This window comes from Rhodococcus rhodnii NBRC 100604, assembly GCF_001894925.1.
In the GTDB taxonomy this organism is placed as follows: Bacteria; Actinomycetota; Actinomycetes; order Mycobacteriales; family Mycobacteriaceae; genus Rhodococcus_F; species Rhodococcus_F rhodnii.
In genome coordinates, this window is sequence record NZ_BCXD01000010.1 from 73,718 (window position 1) to 89,570 (window position 15,853).

The window sequence follows — 15,853 nt, forward strand, 5'->3', positions numbered from 1 at the left end:
TCATGGCACCCTCCCGCATCGTCGTCGTGGGCAGCGTCAACGCGGACCTGTCGGCACGAGTCGACGCACTCCCCCGACCGGGAGCGACCGTGCTCGCCCGCTCGTTCGACGTCGGGCAGGGCGGCAAGGGTGCGAATCAGGCGATCGCGGCGGCACGGGCCGGCGGCACCGTCGCCTTCGTCGGCGCCGTCGGCTCGGACGCCTTCGCCCCGATGCTGCGCGACGCGCTCGCCGGTGCGGGTGTCGACACCCGCGAACTGCGCACCGAGCGGGGCCCGAGCGGCGTCGCGATCGTGACGGTCGATTCCGCCGGTGAGAACTCGATCGTCGTCGCGGCGGGCGCGAACTCCACCGTCACCACGCTCACGGACTCCGACCTCGACCTGATCGCCGCGGCGGACGTCCTGGTGTGCCAGTTCGAGATCCCACTGCCTGCGGTCACGGCGGCCGCCCGGCACGCGGCGCGTCACGGCACCGAGGTGATCGTCAATCCCTCACCGGTACAGCGGCTTCCGGACGATCTCGCCGCGGTGGTCGACGTTCTCGTCGTCAACGAGGGCGAGGAACGCACACTGCGGGAGGACCTCGGGGCCGTCCCCCACGTCGTGACGACGCTGGGGCGATCGGGCGCCCGAGCCCGCTCGGCCGACGGCACCGAGACCCGGGTGCCCGCGCCCGAGGTGACGGCGGTCGACACGACCGGAGCGGGCGACGCGTTCACCGGCGCGTTCGGGGTGCGCTGGGCGGAACTCGCCGGCGACCGAGACCGCATGCAGGGTGCACTCGAGTTCGGCTGCGCGGCAGGGGCACTCGCTACGACACGTCGCGGCGCAGACAGCGCGCCCACACGGGCCGAGATCGAGGCGATGTGACGGAGGCCCGGTCAGACCGCCTCGGGGCGGTCGACGCGGACCGGCCGCGACGCCGGTCGTGCCCGCAGCTCCGACATGCAGACGAAGCGGTCGAAACCGACTCGCCGAGCTCCCTCGACGTCGCCCGCGGCGCGCAGAGCGCTTTCACGGGCGGCAAGCTCGGTGATGGTCGATTCGAGTTCGTCCGTCGTCATGCCGGCGACTGCGGCCACGACCGGCGCGGCGCGGTCCGCGCACCGGCCGTAGGGTCCGGCCCGTCGGGCCTGGGCGACGATCGCGAGCCCGACGGCCGCGAACGTGAGAGACAGCAGGCCCAGCACGAGAGCGAGGGTCATCGACGTCCTCGCCGCGTCGGGAGTGGACAGTGCGGTGCCCGGAGTGCGGATACGGGGTGTGCGAACACGCTGCATGCCTTCCGTCTCGTTGGCAGCACCGGCGAGAACGAGAGTGCCGCGCTGGTGCCGCACATAGTAGGACAGACGTCCACACAATGCGCGCTGTTCAACTGTCGGACGCTCACGTATCGCTTCCACCAGCCCATACGTGATCGACACCGCTCTCGCAGCCTCGGACGATCGTCCAACCGCAGCACAGATGTCGCACGACGGCGACACGTGTGTCGGTCACGGCGGGCACGATGGAGGACATGACCGAGACGACGTCGCGCGACACCACCACGGCCGCCGAGCACCGGCATGCGGGCGGACTGCGCGCCCGCGCCGACGAGTTGCTGCGCGGACTCGCCGGCGACGGCGCATCGCTGCGCGAGGACCAGTGGGCCGCGATCGAAGCCCTCGTCGTGCAGCGCCGCCGCGCCCTCGTCGTTCAGCGGACCGGGTGGGGCAAGTCCGCGGTGTACTTCATCGCCGCCGCACTGCTGCGCGAGCAGGGGTTCGGGCCGACGGTCATCGTGTCGCCGCTGCTCGCACTCATGCGCAATCAGGTCGCCGCGGCCGAGCGTGCGGGGGTTCGCGCCGCGACGGTGAACTCGGCGAACGTCACCGAGTGGGACGACGTGCACGCCGCGGTGCGCGAGGGGCGGATCGACGTGCTGCTCGTCAGCCCCGAGCGGCTCAACAATCCAGACTTCCGCGACAGCATCCTGCCCGCCCTCGCCGCCGACGCCGGCCTCGTCGTCGTCGACGAGGCCCACTGCGTGTCCGACTGGGGGCACGACTTCCGCCCCGACTACCGCCGCATTCGCACGCTCGTCGGTGAATTGGGTACGGACGTACCGGTTCTCGCGACCACCGCGACGGCGAACGACCGCGTCGTCGCCGATGTCGCGGCCCAGCTCGGAGTCGGCGGCGGCGAGACGCTCGTCCTCCGGGGCTCGCTCGACCGCGAGTCGCTGCATCTGTCGGTCACCACGATCGACGACGCCGCCCGGCGCACCGCGTGGCTCGCGCGCACGCTGTACGAGCTGCCGGGGTCGGGCATCGTCTACGCCCTCACGGTCTCGGCCGCCGAGGACCTCGCCGAGACGCTCACCGCAGCCGGCCACACCGTCGCCGCGTACACCGGCCGCACCGAGGCGACCGAACGCGAAGGGCTCGAACAGGCTCTGCTCGACAACGAGGTCAAGGCACTCGTCGCGACGTCCGCACTGGGCATGGGCTTCGACAAGCCCGACCTGGGATTCGTCGTGCACGTCGGCGCGCCGTCGTCGCCGATCGCCTACTACCAGCAGGTCGGCCGTGCCGGCCGCGCGACCGAGCGGGCCGAGGTGCTGCTGCTGCCCGGCCCCGAGGATCGCCGGATCTGGGAGTACTTCTCGTCGGTCGCGTTTCCGCCGGAGGCCACCGTGCGGTCGGTGCTGGATGCGCTCGAGACCGACCGCGCGCAGAGCACCGCCGCCCTCGAACCGCTCGTCGACCTCGGCCGCACGCGACTCGAGATGGTGCTCAAGGTGCTCGACGTCGACGGCGCGGTCCGGCGTGTGCGCGGCGGCTGGATCGCCACCGGCGCGCCGTGGGAGTACGACGACACGCGCTACGGCCGGCTCGACGAGGCCCGCCGCGCCGAACAGCAGGCGATGCTGGACTACATCGCGACGGACGAGTGCCGCATGGTGTTCCTGCGACGTCAGCTCGACGATCCCGACGTCGCCGCGGATCCGGACGCCGCGCGGTGCGGACGCTGCGACAACTGCACGAACACACATCGCGGGGTCGAGGTCGCGGACAGCGACGTCGAGCGCACCCGCGCGCAGCTCGATCGCCCCGGAGTGCTGCTCTCGCCGCGCAAGCAGTGGCCCACCGGGCTCGGGAAGCTCGGCGTCTCGCTGTCGGGACGGATCTCCGACGGCCCGGAACCGGGCCGGGTCGTGGGCAGGCTCTCGGACCTCGGATGGGGCGCACGGCTGCGCCCGCTCCTCGACGGCCCCGACCGTCCGCTCACCGACGACCCCGCGGACGCGCAGCTGATGCGGGCGGTCGTGGAGGTGCTCGCGGCCTGGGACTGGGCTCGGCGTCCGACGTCCGTGCTCGCGGTCGAGTCGGCGACGCACCCTCGGCTGTCCGCGTCGCTCGGGCAGCGTGTGGCCGCTCTCGGGCGGATGCGCGATCTCGGCGTCCTGCGCCGCAGACCCGACCACCCTCCCGTCTCGGCAGCGAATTCGGCGCTCCGCGTCGCGGGCCTCGTCGATGCGTTCGAGGTCCCCGCACTCGAGGACCTCGACGGCCCCGTCCTGCTCGTCGACGCACTCGCGGACACCGGGTGGACGCTCACCTACGCGGCACACGAGGTGCTGCGCGCGGGGGCCGACGCCGTGCTGCCGTTCGCGCTCGCGTCGGTGCGCTGACCGGCCGTCGCGGCGGGCCGTACACCGTCTCACCCGGAGTCGGAGAGCGGTGACGAAACCCGGAATTGTGATCGGTACCACAAAAGGCGTCTCACCTGGGGCGGCCCCGGGTCGGCAACGCCCGAATCCGGGTGTAACCGTGAAATGAACGAAGAAGCTTGTTACGTTCGGGTTTCCGATGAGGCCTGGATATACGAGTAGTACCCCGCCCACCGCGCCGGACGCGGTGCAGTTTCGTCGACCACAGATCTCCGATGGAGTCCGGCTCTGGGAGATCGCCAGAGATACCGAGGTCCTCGACCTCAATTCGAGTTATGCCTACGTGTTGTGGTGTCGCGATTTCGCCGACACGTCGATCGTCGCGACCGTGGACGACCGCCCCGTCGGGTTCGTGACGGGCTACCGCCGCCAGAGCGCGCCCGACACCCTGATGGTGTGGCAGGTCGCCGTGGATTCCGAGCAACGTGGCCGCCGTATCGCCGGCCGCATGTTGCACGCGCTGCTCGACGACGTCGCCACTGCGGGGATCGATCGTCTCGAGACCACCATCAGTCCCGACAACACCGCGTCCATCGCGCTGTTCACGGGCGTGGCCCGAGATCGCGACCGCACGATCACACGTCAGGATCTCTTCTCGCCCAACGATTTTCCGGAAGGGCACGAGGCGGAGGATCTGTACAGCATCGCCTAGGAAGAACCCGTCCGGCTGAATACCGCCGAGTCAGGCTGAAACTACCGAAAAGGCCCGCAGGCCCATGCCCGAAGGCCCCCATGGAGGAACAACCGTCATGACGACAGCCGAGAAAGCCGCGAAAACCACCGCGGACAACAGCATCTTCGAGAACCTCGAATCCGAGGTCCGCAGCTACAGCCGCGGATGGCCCACGACGTTCACCACCGCGTCCGGATCGTGGATCCGCGACGAGAACGGCAAGGAGTTCCTCGACTTCTTCGCCGGCGCGGGTGCGCTGAACTACGGCCACAACAACCCCGTCCTCAAGCAGGCGCTGGTCGACTACATCACCGGCGACGGCATCACGCACGGGCTCGACATGAACACCGTCGCCAAGCGTGAGCTGCTCGAGAGCTTGCAGACCAATGTGCTGGCGCCCCGCGGGCTCGACTACAAGGTCCAGTTCCCCGGCCCGACCGGCACGAACTCCGTCGAGGCCGCGCTCAAGCTCGCGCGCAAGGTGACGGGCCGCGAGTCCATCATCAGCTTCACCAACGCGTTCCACGGCATGACGCTGGGCGCCCTGTCGGTGACCGGCAACTCGATGAAGCGCGCAGGCGCCGGTATCCCGCTCGTCCACGCGACGCCGATGCCGTTCGACAACTACTTCGGTGGCGTCACCGAGGACTTCCAGTGGTTCGAGCGCGTGCTCGACGACTCCGGCAGCGGGCTCAACCGCCCCGCCGCCGTCATCGTCGAGACCGTCCAGGGTGAGGGCGGCGTCAACGTCGCCCGCGCCGAGTGGCTGCGCGCGCTCGCCGAATTGTGCGCTCGCCGTGACATTCTGCTCATCGTCGACGACGTGCAGATGGGCTGCGGCCGTACCGGCAACTTCTTCTCGTTCGAGGAGGCCGGCATCGTTCCCGACATCGTGACGCTGTCGAAGTCGATCGGCGGCTACGGCATGCCGCTCGCACTGACGCTGTTCAAGCGCGAACTCGACGTGTGGACGCCGGGCGAGCACAACGGCACCTTCCGCGGCAACAACCCGGCGTTCGTCACGGCCAAGGCCGCCCTCGACACCTACTGGGGCCCGGACACCACGCTCCCCGCCGAGACGGCTGCGAAGGGCGCGAAGATCGAGGCCGCGTTCGACGAGCTCGCCGCGAAGACCACCGGCGTGAGCCATCGTGGCCGCGGACTCGTGCAGGGACTCGTGTTCGAGGACCCCGATCACGCGTCGAAGGTCTGCTCGATCGCGTTCGACGAGGGCCTGCTCGCCGAGACGTCCGGCCCGTCGGACGAGGTCGTCAAGCTGCTCCCGCCGCTCACGGTCACCGAGGACGAACTCGACCGCGGTCTGGGGATCCTCGCAGAAGCGACCGTCAAGGTCTGCAGCTGAGTCGCGCCGTCCGGCACCCGCACACGTGAGGAGTTTCATCGCATGATCGTTCGCACCACCGCAGACATCACCGGCACCGAGCGCGACGTCGAGAGCGAGGACGGCAACTGGCGCAGCAAGCGCATCGTCCTCGCGAACGACAAGGTCGGGTTCTCGTTCCACGAGACGACGATCCAGGCCGGATCCGTCAACAACTTCCACTACGCGAACCACATCGAGGCCGTATGGCTCGTCGAGGGGACCGGGAAGCTGACCGATCTCGAGACGGGCGAGGAGTACGCCCTCGCCCCCGGCTCGATGTACCTGCTGGACGGGCACGAGCGGCATCGCGTCGAGCCCGACACGCAGATGCGCATGCTGTGCGTGTTCAACCCGCCCGTCACCGGGCGCGAGGTCCACGACGAGAACGGCGTCTACCCGCTCATCGTCGAGGAATCCGCCTGATCGCTCGTCGATCACACGGCGCGGCCGGCCCGACGTACCGTCGAGTCATGGCATCCACCGATCGACCCGTGATCGCACTCGGCCCCGACGCGAACGACCCGATCGAAGAATCGGTTCGGCGCGCCGGGGCCGACGTCGTTCTCACCCACGACGGCACCGTTCCGGAGAACGCCCGGGGTCTCGTGTGGCTCGGCGGCGCCGACGACTTCCCCACCTCGCTTCCCGACGGCCTCGAGTGGGTCCAGCTGCCCTCGGCGGGCGTGGAGAGCTGGTTCACCTCGGGCGTGATCACCCCCGGGACGCGGCTCACCTGGACGTCGGCGGCGGGCGCGTACTCCGACACCGTCGCCGAACACGCGCTCATGCTGCTCCTGGCCGGGGTACGTGGGCTTCCCGCCTATCTCGCGCGCACGTCGTGGGACGACGACGCGAAGTCGGGGACCACGGACTCCGGCGAGACGACCCGCACCCTGCACGGCGCGACGGTGGGCATCGTCGGGGCCGGCGGCATCGGCCGCACCGTCATCCGCATGCTCGCGCCGCTCGGCGCCCACACGATCGCGGTGAACCGCTCCGGCCGCGAGGTCGAAGGCGCAGGTCGCACGATTCCCACGTCGGAGATCGACTCGCTGTGGGACGACGTCGACCACATCGTCGTCGCGGCGCCCGCGACCGACCGGACACGTCACATCGTGGGTGCCGCCGAACTCGCTCGGCTCCGCCCGCATTCGTGGGTGGTGAACATCGCCCGCGGCTCCCTCGTCGACACCGACGCACTCGTCGAGGCGCTGCGTGCGGAGACGATCGGCGGCGCAGCGCTCGACGTCACCGATCCCGAACCGCTCCCCGACGGGCATCCGCTGTGGACGCTGCCCAATGCGATCGTGACACCGCACGTCGCCAACCCGTGGCCCGTGCAGGAGGCCGCGCTCGCGCGGCACGTGGAGGCGAACGTCGCCCGCTTCGTCGCGGGAGAGCCGCTGCACGCGCAGATCGATCCCGCCGCCGGCTACTGAGCGCCCGGGGCGCACCGCCGACCGCGGTTACCCTGGACAGGGTGATCGATCGGCTGAGGGACCTTCTCGACGGACGCCGCCTGTGCGTGCTCACGGGCGCCGGCGTCTCGACCGACTCCGGCATCCCCGACTACCGCGGACCGTCGTCTCCCCCGCGCAATCCGATGACCTTCCAGCAGTTCGTGGGCGACCCGGAGTTCCGGAACCGCTACTGGGCGCGCAATCACCTCGGCTGGCGGCACATGGACGCCGCGCGCCCCAACGACGGCCACCTCGCGCTCGCCGAACTCGAGCGCGCCGGGGTTGTCTCGGGCGTCGTCACGCAGAACGTCGACCTGCTGCACACCAAGGCACGCAGCCGCACCGTCGTGGACCTGCACGGGACGTACGCTCAGGTCGTGTGCTTGGAGTGCGCGCATCGCATGTCCCGGCACACCCTCGCCGAACTGCTCGAGGAGGCGAATCCGGGGTTCGCCCGCGCCGTCGCCGGTGAGGGCGCCATCGAGGTCGCGCCGGATGCCGACGCCGTCGTTCCGGATTCGGTGGAGTTCACCATCGTCGACTGCCCGCGCTGCGGGGGGATGCTCAAGCCCGACATCGTGTACTTCGGCGAGACGGTGCCACGCCCCCGCGTCGACCTGGCCTACTCGATGGTCGACGACGCCGATGCGCTCGTCGTCGTCGGATCGTCGCTCACGGTCCAGTCGGGGCTGCGGTTCGTCCGTCACGCCCATCGCCGCGGGATCCCGGTGGCGATCGTCAATCGTGGTGTGACACGCGGTGATCCGCTCGCGACGCTCACGGTGGACGCGGGCTGCAGCGAGACGCTTCGCGCCCTCGCGGATCAGAACCGGACGAGATCGTCCGCGTGGACGAGCGGGCGCCGCGACTCCGGCGGCAGGTCACGTGTCGAGCGGCCGATCATCTCCTCGACCTCGGCGGCGTCGTAGGCGACGACGCCACGCGCCACGGTCCGCCCGTCGGGTCCGACGAGCGCCACGACGTCGCCGCCGTAGAAGATCCCCGACAGCGCCGTCACGCCGGCGGGCAGGAGCGACCCTCGCCGGCCGACCACGGCCTCGACGGCACCTGCGTCGAGGTGCAGCGCGCCGTGTTCGTCCGCGGCGTGCCGCACCCAGAACCGGCGAGCCGTCATGCGGGTCGGACGCGGCGCGAAGGCCGTCCCGACCTCCGCATCGCCCAGTGCCGCGGCGGCATCGGACGCGGCGGCGAGGAGGACCGGGACGCCGCCGTCCGCCGCGAGCCGCGCCGCCGAGAGCTTCGACGCCATTCCCCCGGTGCCCAGCGTCCCACCCGCACCCGCGACGACACCGTCGAGATCCTCGGGGCCACTCACCTCGGGAACGAAGTTCGCGTTCCCCTTGCGCGGATCGCCGTCGTAGAGCCCGTCGACGTCCGACAGCAGGACGAGGGCGTCCGCGCGCGTGAGGTGCGCGACGAGGGCCGCGAGCCGGTCGTTGTCGCCGAAGCGGAGCTCGGCCGTCGCGACGGTGTCGTTCTCGTTGACGATCGCGACCGCGTGCAGCGACCGCAACCGGTCCAGCGTCCGCGTCGCGTTGCGTGCCTGGGTGCGCCGCGCGATGTCGTCGGCGGTGAGCAGCACCTGCCCCACCGTGCGTCCGTAGCGCGCGAACGACGCTCCCCACGCGTTCGCGAGCGCGAGCTGACCGACGCTCGCGGCTGCCTGCTTCGTCGCGAGATCACGCGGGCGCGTGACGAGCCCGAGCGGAGCGAGCCCGGCACCCACCGCGCCCGAGGACACGACGACGACGTCCGACCCCGCCCGCATGCGCGCCTCGATCGCGTCGACGAGCCGATCGAGCCGCGCGACGTCGAGCCCGTCGACGATGCTCGTGATCGCCGACGACCCGATCTTCACGACGACGCTGTGTGCGTTCGCGATCGTCGTGCGGGTCGTACTGGTCCGGGCCGCCTCGCCGTCGGCGGTGGTGGTCTTCTCCGCGGTCATTCGGTGTCCTCGTCGGGGTCGACGAGTCCGCGGCGCACCCGCCTCGCGTGCTTGCGCTCGTCCGCGCCGATGCGGTCGACCTGGTCGAGGCGGGCGTCCGTGCCGCGGCCCGTGCGCGTGATGTCGACACCTGCGGGAGTCTGTGGCTCCCACTCGAATCCGACGTCGCCGATCGTGACGAACGCACCCGGCTGGGCGCCCTGCTTGACGAGTTCGTCCTCGACGCCGAGCCGCGCGAGCCGGTCGGCGAGGTAGCCGACGGCCTCGTCGTTGTCGAACTGCGTCTGCGCGACCCACCGCTCGGGGCGGGTACCGCGCACCACGAACCCACCGGGGGTCTCGGGATCGGGTACCACCGTGAACGCCGCCTCGTTGCGCGCGACAGGACGCAGAACCTGCCGAGCCGGCTCGGCCGGCGGGTGCGCTTCGCGGTAGTCGTGGACGAGCTTCGCGAGCGCGAAGGTCAGCGGGCGCAGCCCGGAGTGGCTCACCGTCGAGATGGAGAACACGGGCCACCCGCGTGCCTCGAAGTCGGGCGTCACCATCTCGGCGAGTTCGGCGGCCTCGGGCACGTCGACCTTGTTGAGGATGACGATGCGCGGCCGCTCCGCGAGATCGCCGAGGCCGGAGTCCGCGTCGAGCGCGGGCTTGTACGCCGCGAGTTCCGCTTCGAGGGCGTCGACGTCGGAGATCGGGTCACGGCCGGGCTCGAGTGTCGCGCAGTCCACGACGTGCGCGAGGACCGCGGTGCGCTCGAGGTGCCGCAGGAACTCGAGTCCGAGTCCGCGCCCCTCGCTCGCGCCCGGGATGAGACCGGGGACGTCCGCGATCGTGAAGGTCGTGTCGCCACTCGACACGACACCGAGGTTCGGCGTCAGCGTCGTGAAGGGGTAGTCGGCGATCTTCGGCTTCGCGGCCGACAGCGTCGCCACGAGCGAGGACTTGCCCGCCGACGGGAACCCGACGAGGCCGACGTCCGCGACCGACTTGAGTTCGAGGACCAGATCGCGCTCGACGCCGGCCTCACCGAGCAGCGCGAAGCCCGGCGCCTTGCGGGCCTTGGACGCGAGCGCGGCGTTGCCGAGACCACCACGGCCGCCGCTCGCCGCCTCGAAGCGTGTACCCACGCCGACGAGGTCGGCGAGCACCGTGCCGTCCGGGTCGAGGACGACGGTGCCGTCGGGCACCTTGAGGACGAGATCGTCGCCGTTGGAGCCGCTGCGATTGCCGCCCATCCCCTGCGTGCCGTTCTCGGCCTTCGCATGCTGGTGATAGTGGAAGTCGAGGAGCGTGTGCACGCCCGGATCGACCTCGAGGATCACGGCGCCGCCACGGCCGCCGTTGCCGCCGTCGGGCCCGCCGAGCGGCTTGAACTTCTCGCGGTGCACCGAGGCACACCCGTTCCCGCCCTTACCTGCGCTGACGTGCAGCGCCACGCGGTCGATGAAGCGAGACATGGGTGAAACCTTTCCTGCCGGGGCACCGGCGTGGTGATCGTGAACGGTGTCGCCGGACACGATCGGGGTTGTCGAACACGAACGGTGTCCTCGAACACGACAGGGGCGGACCGGAGTACCCGGTCCGCCCCTGTTGAAGAGCTCGTCGTGCTTCGGCTGCGGACTAGGCCTGCGCCGGAGCCGGGACGATGTTGACGGTCTTGCGACCGCGCTTGGTGCCGAACTCGACCGCACCGGCCGAGAGGGCGAACAGCGTGTCGTCGCCGCCACGGCCGACGCCCACACCGGGGTGGAAGTGCGTGCCGCGCTGGCGGACCAGGATCTCGCCGGCGTTGACCGTCTGGCCGCCGAAGCGCTTGACGCCGAGATACTGGGGATTCGAGTCGCGACCGTTGCGCGAGCTGGATGCACCCTTCTTGTGTGCCATGACCGACCCTCCTCAGGGTGAAAGCGAGATGAAGACGAAGCCTCGTGAAGAACGAGGGTGTCTCGCGCGGACTCGCCGCGTGGGACGAAGGACTACTTGATGCCGGTGACCTTGAGGACGGTCAGCTTCTGCCGGTGACCCTGACGCTTGTGGTAGCCGGTCTTGTTCTTGAACTTGTGGATCCGGATCTTCGGGCCCTTGACGTGCTCGACGATCTCGCCGGTGACGGCGACCTTCGCGAGCTTGTCGGCGTCCGTCGTCAGATCTGCGCCGTCGACGACGAGGATCGGAGCAAGCGAGACAGCCGTGCCGGGCTCACCCTCGATCTTCTCGACCTTGACGAGGTCGCCGGCAGCGACCTTGTACTGCTTTCCGCCGGTCTTGACGATCGCGTACGTTGCCATCGGAGGGCTACCCCTTGCTTCCTTCGAACTTGTTTCGCGTCCTCGTCGGACGCGACTGGTCTTGTTGGTCGCCACGCGTACGGGCTCGCAGCGAGCAACGCGCCTGTCAGCCCCACAGGGGCACAGTTGAACCCGGTCGCCGACGTGCGACTGTTCAAGGTTACACGAGAGCGGTACGCCGAACAAAATACGCCCGGCGCCCGCGCTCCCGCGCGCTCGCGCCCTGCTCAGCCGTCGACGGGCGGGCCCGCGGGCCTCGCGGCGGCCCTACGACGACGCGGCTTGCTCACGACGGCGACCTCCTGCACCTCGACCGGGGCCGCGGCGGGCTCCTCGGCCTCGGGCGTCGGGACGACGAAGACCGTGCCCTGCGCCGCGGCCTCCGCCGGAGCGGACGACGCACGAGACGCACGACGTGCACGACGACGCGGTGCGGGTGCCGCGGGCTCGGCCGGTTCCGACTCCGGAACGGCGGCGGGTTCACGGGCGACGACAGGCTCGACGGTGGTCTCTGCCACGGCGACCTCGTCGACCACGGCCTCCGAACGCTCGGCCTCGGCGACCGCGGCGACGGCATCGGTCGCCTCGGCGACCGCCACCGCGTCCTCGGCGATCTCGTCCACCGGTGCGGCGTCCTCGGCGTCGGCGGGAGCCTCGGCGTGCGGACCGTGCCCGGCCATCGCGAGGGCGACGGGATGCGCGGCCTTGTCGGGCCCCGCCTTCTCGCCGTGTTGCTTGTCGGACCCGTGCTTGTCGGCGTGCTTGTCGCCGCCCGGCTTGCCGGCAGTCGCGTCGTCGGCGTCGTCGCGGCGGTCACGACCGCCCTTGCCGGACTCCTTGCCGCCGCCGTCCTTACCGGCGGCAGGCTTCCCGTTCTGATCCGAACCGCCCTTGTCCTTGCGCTTGCGGCGCGAGGAACCCGAGCGTCCGTCGTCGGAGGTCTTCTGCTCGACGGGATCGGCGTGGACGAGGATGCCGCGGCCGTGGCACGTCTCGCACTGCGTCGAGAACGCCTCGACGAGTCCGGTGCCGAGCTTCTTGCGGGTCATCTGGACCAGGCCGAGCGAGGTGACCTCGGAGACCTGATGCCGGGTGCGGTCGCGTCCCAGCGCCTCGGTCAGCCTGCGCAGCACGAGATCCCGGTTCGACTCGAGGACCATGTCGATGAAGTCGACGACGATCATGCCGCCGATGTCGCGCAGCCTCATCTGGCGCACGATCTCCTCGGCGGCCTCGAGGTTGTTCCGCGTCACGGTCTCCTCGAGGTTGCCGCCCGAGCCCGTGAACTTGCCGGTGTTGACGTCGACGACCGTCATCGCCTCGGTGCGGTCGATGACGAGGGTGCCGCCCGAGGGCAGCCACACCTTGCGATCGAGTGCCTTCGCGAGCTGCTCGTCGATGCGGTGATGGGCGAACACGTCACCCGATCCCCCCTCGGCCGAGTACTGCTCGAGTCGCGGCAGCAGGTCGGGTGCGACCGACTCGATGTAGCCGTGGATCGTCTCCCACGCGCGGTCGCCTTCGACGACGAGCCGCGAGAAGTCCTCGTTGAACAGGTCGCGGACGACCTTGACCAGCAGATCCGGCTCCTCGTAGAGGGCGATGGGGTTACCCGACCGCTTCTCCTTGGCGTCCGCCGACTGCGTCTCGATCTTCTCCCACTGCGCCTGCAGCCGCTGGACGTCGCGTGCGATCTCCTCCTCGCTGACGCCTTCCGCCGCGGTGCGGATGATCACGCCGGCCTCGGCGGGCACGACCTCGCGGAGGATCTCCTTGAGCCGCTTGCGTTCGGTGTCCGGCAGCTTCCGGCTGATCCCCGTGGAGCTGCCACCCGGCACGTACACCAGGAACCGGCCCGCGAGCGAGATCTGCGTCGTCAGCCGGGCGCCCTTGTGCCCGACCGGATCCTTGCTGACCTGCACGAGGACCTGATCGCCGGGCTTGAGCGCCTGCTCGATCCTGCGCGAGTTGCCACCGAGTCCGGCAGCGTCCCAGTCGACCTCGCCCGCGTACAGCACGCCGTTGCGGCCGCGGCCGATGTCGATGAACGCCGCCTCCATCGACGGCAGCACGTTCTGGACGCGGCCCAGGTAGACGTTGCCGACCATCGACGGCGAACTCGTCGTCGTCACGAAGTGCTCGACGAGGATCCCGTCCTCGAGGACACCGACCTGCGTCGCGGCGTGCGGATGCGCGCCCGTGTCGCGGTCGCGCACGACCATGACGCGGTCGACCGCCTCGCGGCGCGCGAGGAACTCGGATTCGGTGAGAATCGGCGGACGACGGCGGCCTGCATCGCGGCCGTCACGACGGCGCTGACGCTTCGCCTCGAGGCGGGTCGAGCCGGAGATCCCCTGGACCTCGTCGCGCGCCTTCGACTTGCCGCGCGGCTCGCGCTCGTGGACGACGGTGTTGGGCGGGTCGTCGTCGGACGACGTCGTGGTGTCCGATCCGTCACCGCTCTTGCGGCGCCGACGGCGGCGACGGCGCGAACTGCCGCCCTCGGGCTTCGCCTCGCCCTCGCCCGCGTCGGCCGAGGTCGTCTCGCCGTCCGACTGTTCTCCCGACGCCTGCTCGCTCGTGTCGCTCTCGCCCGAGGCTTTGCCCGAACCTTCGGCGGCGTCCTCCGTCGTGGTCGCGTCCGCAGCGGACTCGCCGCCCTTCCGGCGGCCACCGCGGCTGCGCTTCGACCCGCCGGACTCGCCACCCTGGGTGGCGGCATCCGTGCCCGCGTCCGCGGCCCCGTCGGTCGACTCGGCGGTGCCGGTCGACGCGGTGTCGTCCGTGCCGGCGCTGCCCTCGGCCTGCGCACCGGAGTCCGATCCGGAGTCGGACCGCTCCGCGCCCTGTTCACCACGGCCACGACCACGGCCACGACCACGGCCACGACGGCCGCGGCGGCGACGCTTCGGGTGCTCGCCGTCGTCACCGTCGTCGCTGCCCTCGCTGTCGGCAGCCGGCCGCGTATCGCTCGCGGCGTCGTCGGCCGCAGGTGCGGGTTCGGGTGCCGGCGTGGGTTCGGGACGCCGCGGGGGCGCGGCGGTGGGGTCGGACGGCAGGAACAGCGGCGAGCGGTTGACCGGTGCCGCGGGCGGCGGCGGGGTGGGCTCGGCGCCCAGATCCAGTTCGGGCGCGTCCGCCACTGCCGTCTCCGCGGCCTCCGCCGGCTCGGCAGCGGGCGCGGGCTCGACTACGGGCTCCTGAGCCGCGGGTGCGGTCTCCGCCGGTGCTGCGGTCCCGGGGGCCGCAGTAGGCGCGAAGACGTCGCGAACCCGCTCGGCGAGGTCGCGCGTGATGCTCGACTGCGCAGTGCGCAGCTCGGCGCCGAGCTCGGTTGCCTCGGCGAGCACCTGTTTGCTGGTGACGCCGAGCAGCTTCGCCAGCGCGTGGACCCGCATCTTCTCGGGCAGCGGGGCTGGAGCGGACGTCTCGTCTGCCGAGCCGTTGTTCGTCGGCTCGGTGGGCGGCACTTGATCGGCCACGTGATCTCCTCGGGCCCCCGGGCGCGGCGTCATCGGCGCACGCGGCCACACGGGAGCACTGTCTGTGTACTCGCGCCCGATCGGGTCGCGAGATTGTCTGGTCTCGCTCCGCACACCACGACCGTGACCGTCAGCACGTCCTGTGCGCAGTGCCTGGCTCGGCGACCTGTCGTCCGAACACCGGCTCGTGCAGTCCACCCGGAGTGCGAACACCTGGTTCGGTGACGCATCGGGGACGACGAGGGGGTGCCGCTTCACATCGCCGGACCGAATCACCCGAGGGACTCTCCCCCATGAGCGATGCGGCTGCGTTCAGTATCCCACATCGTCGGCGGCGTCCCGTCATCACACGCGCGACAGCCGCCCTCGATCCGCTGCGGCGAAACGAAAGACCGGCGAACCGGACACCTCGGAAGGTGTCTCGATTCGCCGGCCGGGAACGGGTGGAGAACTCAGAGAGCGGGGAACCAGAGCGCGATCTCGCGCTCAGCGGACTCCACCGAGTCCGACCCGTGCACCAGGTTCTCCTGCGTCTCGAGACCGAAATCGCCACGGATCGTGCCGGGGATCGCCTTCTCGACGGGGTCGGTGCCGCCGGCGAGCTGCCGGAAGGCCGCGACGGCGCGCGGGCCTTCGACGACGGCCGCCACGAGCGGTCCCGACGTGATGAACTCGAGCAGGCTCGGGTAGAACGGCCTGCCCTCGTGCTCGGCGTAGTGCTGCTGCGCGACCTCGTTCGGTGCGACCTTCAGTTCGAGGGCCGCGAGACGCAGTCCTTTGCGCTCGATACGGGCGAGAATCTCTCCCACGTATCCACGGGCGACGGCGTCGGGCTTGATCAAGACGAGGGTGCGCTCTTGCGTCGCGGGCTGCTCTGTCACGC

The 15,853-nt window shown here is 70.8% G+C and carries 14 protein-coding genes; 7 read left to right on the forward strand and 7 right to left on the reverse strand.

The annotated features are described in order from the left end of the window. Window positions 1-2 precede the first annotated feature (2 nt). Complete coding sequence (locus RR1_RS09140; protein WP_010838279.1) at window positions 3-872, forward strand: ribokinase; 870 nt, start codon at window positions 3-5, stop codon at window positions 870-872. A gap of 11 nt (window positions 873-883) precedes the next feature. Here RR1_RS09140 and RR1_RS09145 read toward each other — a convergent pair whose 3' ends face one another. After that, entirely contained in the window at window positions 884-1,282 is a 399-nt protein-coding gene (locus RR1_RS09145) for a hypothetical protein (RefSeq protein WP_143153778.1), read from the reverse strand. 236 nt (window positions 1,283-1,518) lie between these two features. Between RR1_RS09145 and RR1_RS09150 the strand changes: the two genes are divergently transcribed. From RR1_RS09150 to RR1_RS09175, 6 genes are all read left to right on the forward strand, one after another. Next, on the forward strand, window positions 1,519-3,675 hold the full coding sequence (locus tag RR1_RS09150; RefSeq protein WP_051111164.1) for a RecQ family ATP-dependent DNA helicase: 2,157 nt from the start codon (window positions 1,519-1,521) through the stop codon (window positions 3,673-3,675). Between the two features lie 178 nt (window positions 3,676-3,853). After that, window positions 3,854-4,366 carry a diaminobutyrate acetyltransferase gene (ectA, locus tag RR1_RS09155; RefSeq protein ID WP_040773235.1) on the forward strand — a complete coding sequence of 171 codons (513 nt, stop codon included), beginning with the start codon at window positions 3,854-3,856 and terminating at the stop codon, window positions 4,364-4,366. Between the two features lie 97 nt (window positions 4,367-4,463). Then, window positions 4,464-5,750 (forward strand): diaminobutyrate--2-oxoglutarate transaminase, encoded by a 1,287-nt coding sequence (ectB, locus tag RR1_RS09160; protein WP_010838283.1) that lies wholly within the window; start codon window positions 4,464-4,466, stop codon window positions 5,748-5,750. A 42-nt stretch (window positions 5,751-5,792) separates the two neighbouring features. After that, the gene (locus RR1_RS09165; protein WP_010838284.1) at window positions 5,793-6,194 is read left to right on the forward strand and encodes an ectoine synthase; all 402 of its coding nucleotides are present in this window, start codon (window positions 5,793-5,795) and stop codon (window positions 6,192-6,194) included. A gap of 47 nt (window positions 6,195-6,241) precedes the next feature. Next, entirely contained in the window at window positions 6,242-7,210 is a 969-nt protein-coding gene (locus tag RR1_RS09170) for a D-isomer specific 2-hydroxyacid dehydrogenase family protein (RefSeq protein WP_010838285.1), read from the forward strand. Between the two features lie 32 nt (window positions 7,211-7,242). Then, window positions 7,243-8,160: an NAD-dependent protein deacetylase gene (locus RR1_RS09175; RefSeq protein WP_371836783.1), complete on the forward strand. Its 918-nt coding sequence runs from the start codon at window positions 7,243-7,245 to the stop codon at window positions 8,158-8,160. On the opposite strand, the gene proB is transcribed toward RR1_RS09175, so the two are convergent. The 6 genes from proB to ndk all read right to left on the reverse strand — a co-directional run bounded on the left by proB (window position 8,055) and on the right by ndk (window position 15,851). Next, window positions 8,055-9,200, reverse strand: coding sequence for a glutamate 5-kinase (gene proB / locus RR1_RS09180; protein ID WP_010838286.1), 1,146 nt, complete (start codon window positions 9,198-9,200; stop codon window positions 8,055-8,057). The two genes, RR1_RS09175 and proB, sit on opposite strands and share 106 nt — an antisense overlap. Beyond that, entirely contained in the window at window positions 9,197-10,657 is a 1,461-nt protein-coding gene (obgE, locus tag RR1_RS09185) for a GTPase ObgE (protein ID WP_040773297.1), read from the reverse strand. The genes proB and obgE overlap by 4 nt, the downstream gene beginning before the upstream one ends. A 163-nt stretch (window positions 10,658-10,820) precedes the next feature. Further along, a complete protein-coding gene (gene rpmA / locus RR1_RS09190; protein ID WP_010838288.1) occupies window positions 10,821-11,084 on the reverse strand; it encodes a 50S ribosomal protein L27 in 264 nt (87 codons plus the stop codon). A gap of 92 nt (window positions 11,085-11,176) precedes the next feature. Then, a complete protein-coding gene (gene rplU / locus RR1_RS09195) occupies window positions 11,177-11,488 on the reverse strand; it encodes a 50S ribosomal protein L21 (protein ID WP_010838289.1) in 312 nt (103 codons plus the stop codon). Between the two features lie 227 nt (window positions 11,489-11,715). Further along, window positions 11,716-14,970 (reverse strand): translation initiation factor IF-2 N-terminal domain-containing protein, encoded by a 3,255-nt coding sequence (locus RR1_RS09200; protein WP_040773241.1) that lies wholly within the window; start codon window positions 14,968-14,970, stop codon window positions 11,716-11,718. A 452-nt stretch (window positions 14,971-15,422) separates the two neighbouring features. Then, window positions 15,423-15,851, reverse strand: a complete 429-nt coding sequence (gene ndk / locus RR1_RS09205) for a nucleoside-diphosphate kinase (protein ID WP_010838292.1) — start codon at window positions 15,849-15,851, stop codon at window positions 15,423-15,425. Window positions 15,852-15,853 lie beyond the last annotated feature (2 nt).

Excerpts from the sequence above, each read along its gene's own strand:
- RR1_RS09140 (WP_010838279.1), top strand. The coding sequence starts at position 3 with ATGGCACCCTCCCGCATCGTCGTCGTGGGCAGCGTCAACGCGGACCTG.
- RR1_RS09145 (WP_143153778.1), bottom strand. The coding sequence starts at position 1,282 with ATGCAGCGTGTTCGCACACCCCGTATCCGCACTCCGGGCACCGCACTG.
- RR1_RS09150 (WP_051111164.1), top strand. The coding sequence starts at position 1,519 with ATGACCGAGACGACGTCGCGCGACACCACCACGGCCGCCGAGCACCGG.
- ectA (WP_040773235.1), top strand. The coding sequence starts at position 3,854 with ATGAGGCCTGGATATACGAGTAGTACCCCGCCCACCGCGCCGGACGCG.
- ectB (WP_010838283.1), top strand. The coding sequence starts at position 4,464 with ATGACGACAGCCGAGAAAGCCGCGAAAACCACCGCGGACAACAGCATC.
- RR1_RS09165 (WP_010838284.1), top strand. The coding sequence starts at position 5,793 with ATGATCGTTCGCACCACCGCAGACATCACCGGCACCGAGCGCGACGTC.
- RR1_RS09170 (WP_010838285.1), top strand. The coding sequence starts at position 6,242 with ATGGCATCCACCGATCGACCCGTGATCGCACTCGGCCCCGACGCGAAC.
- proB (WP_010838286.1), bottom strand. The coding sequence starts at position 9,200 with ATGACCGCGGAGAAGACCACCACCGCCGACGGCGAGGCGGCCCGGACC.
- obgE (WP_040773297.1), bottom strand. The coding sequence starts at position 10,657 with ATGTCTCGCTTCATCGACCGCGTGGCGCTGCACGTCAGCGCAGGTAAG.
- rpmA (WP_010838288.1), bottom strand. The coding sequence starts at position 11,084 with ATGGCACACAAGAAGGGTGCATCCAGCTCGCGCAACGGTCGCGACTCG.
- rplU (WP_010838289.1), bottom strand. The coding sequence starts at position 11,488 with ATGGCAACGTACGCGATCGTCAAGACCGGCGGAAAGCAGTACAAGGTC.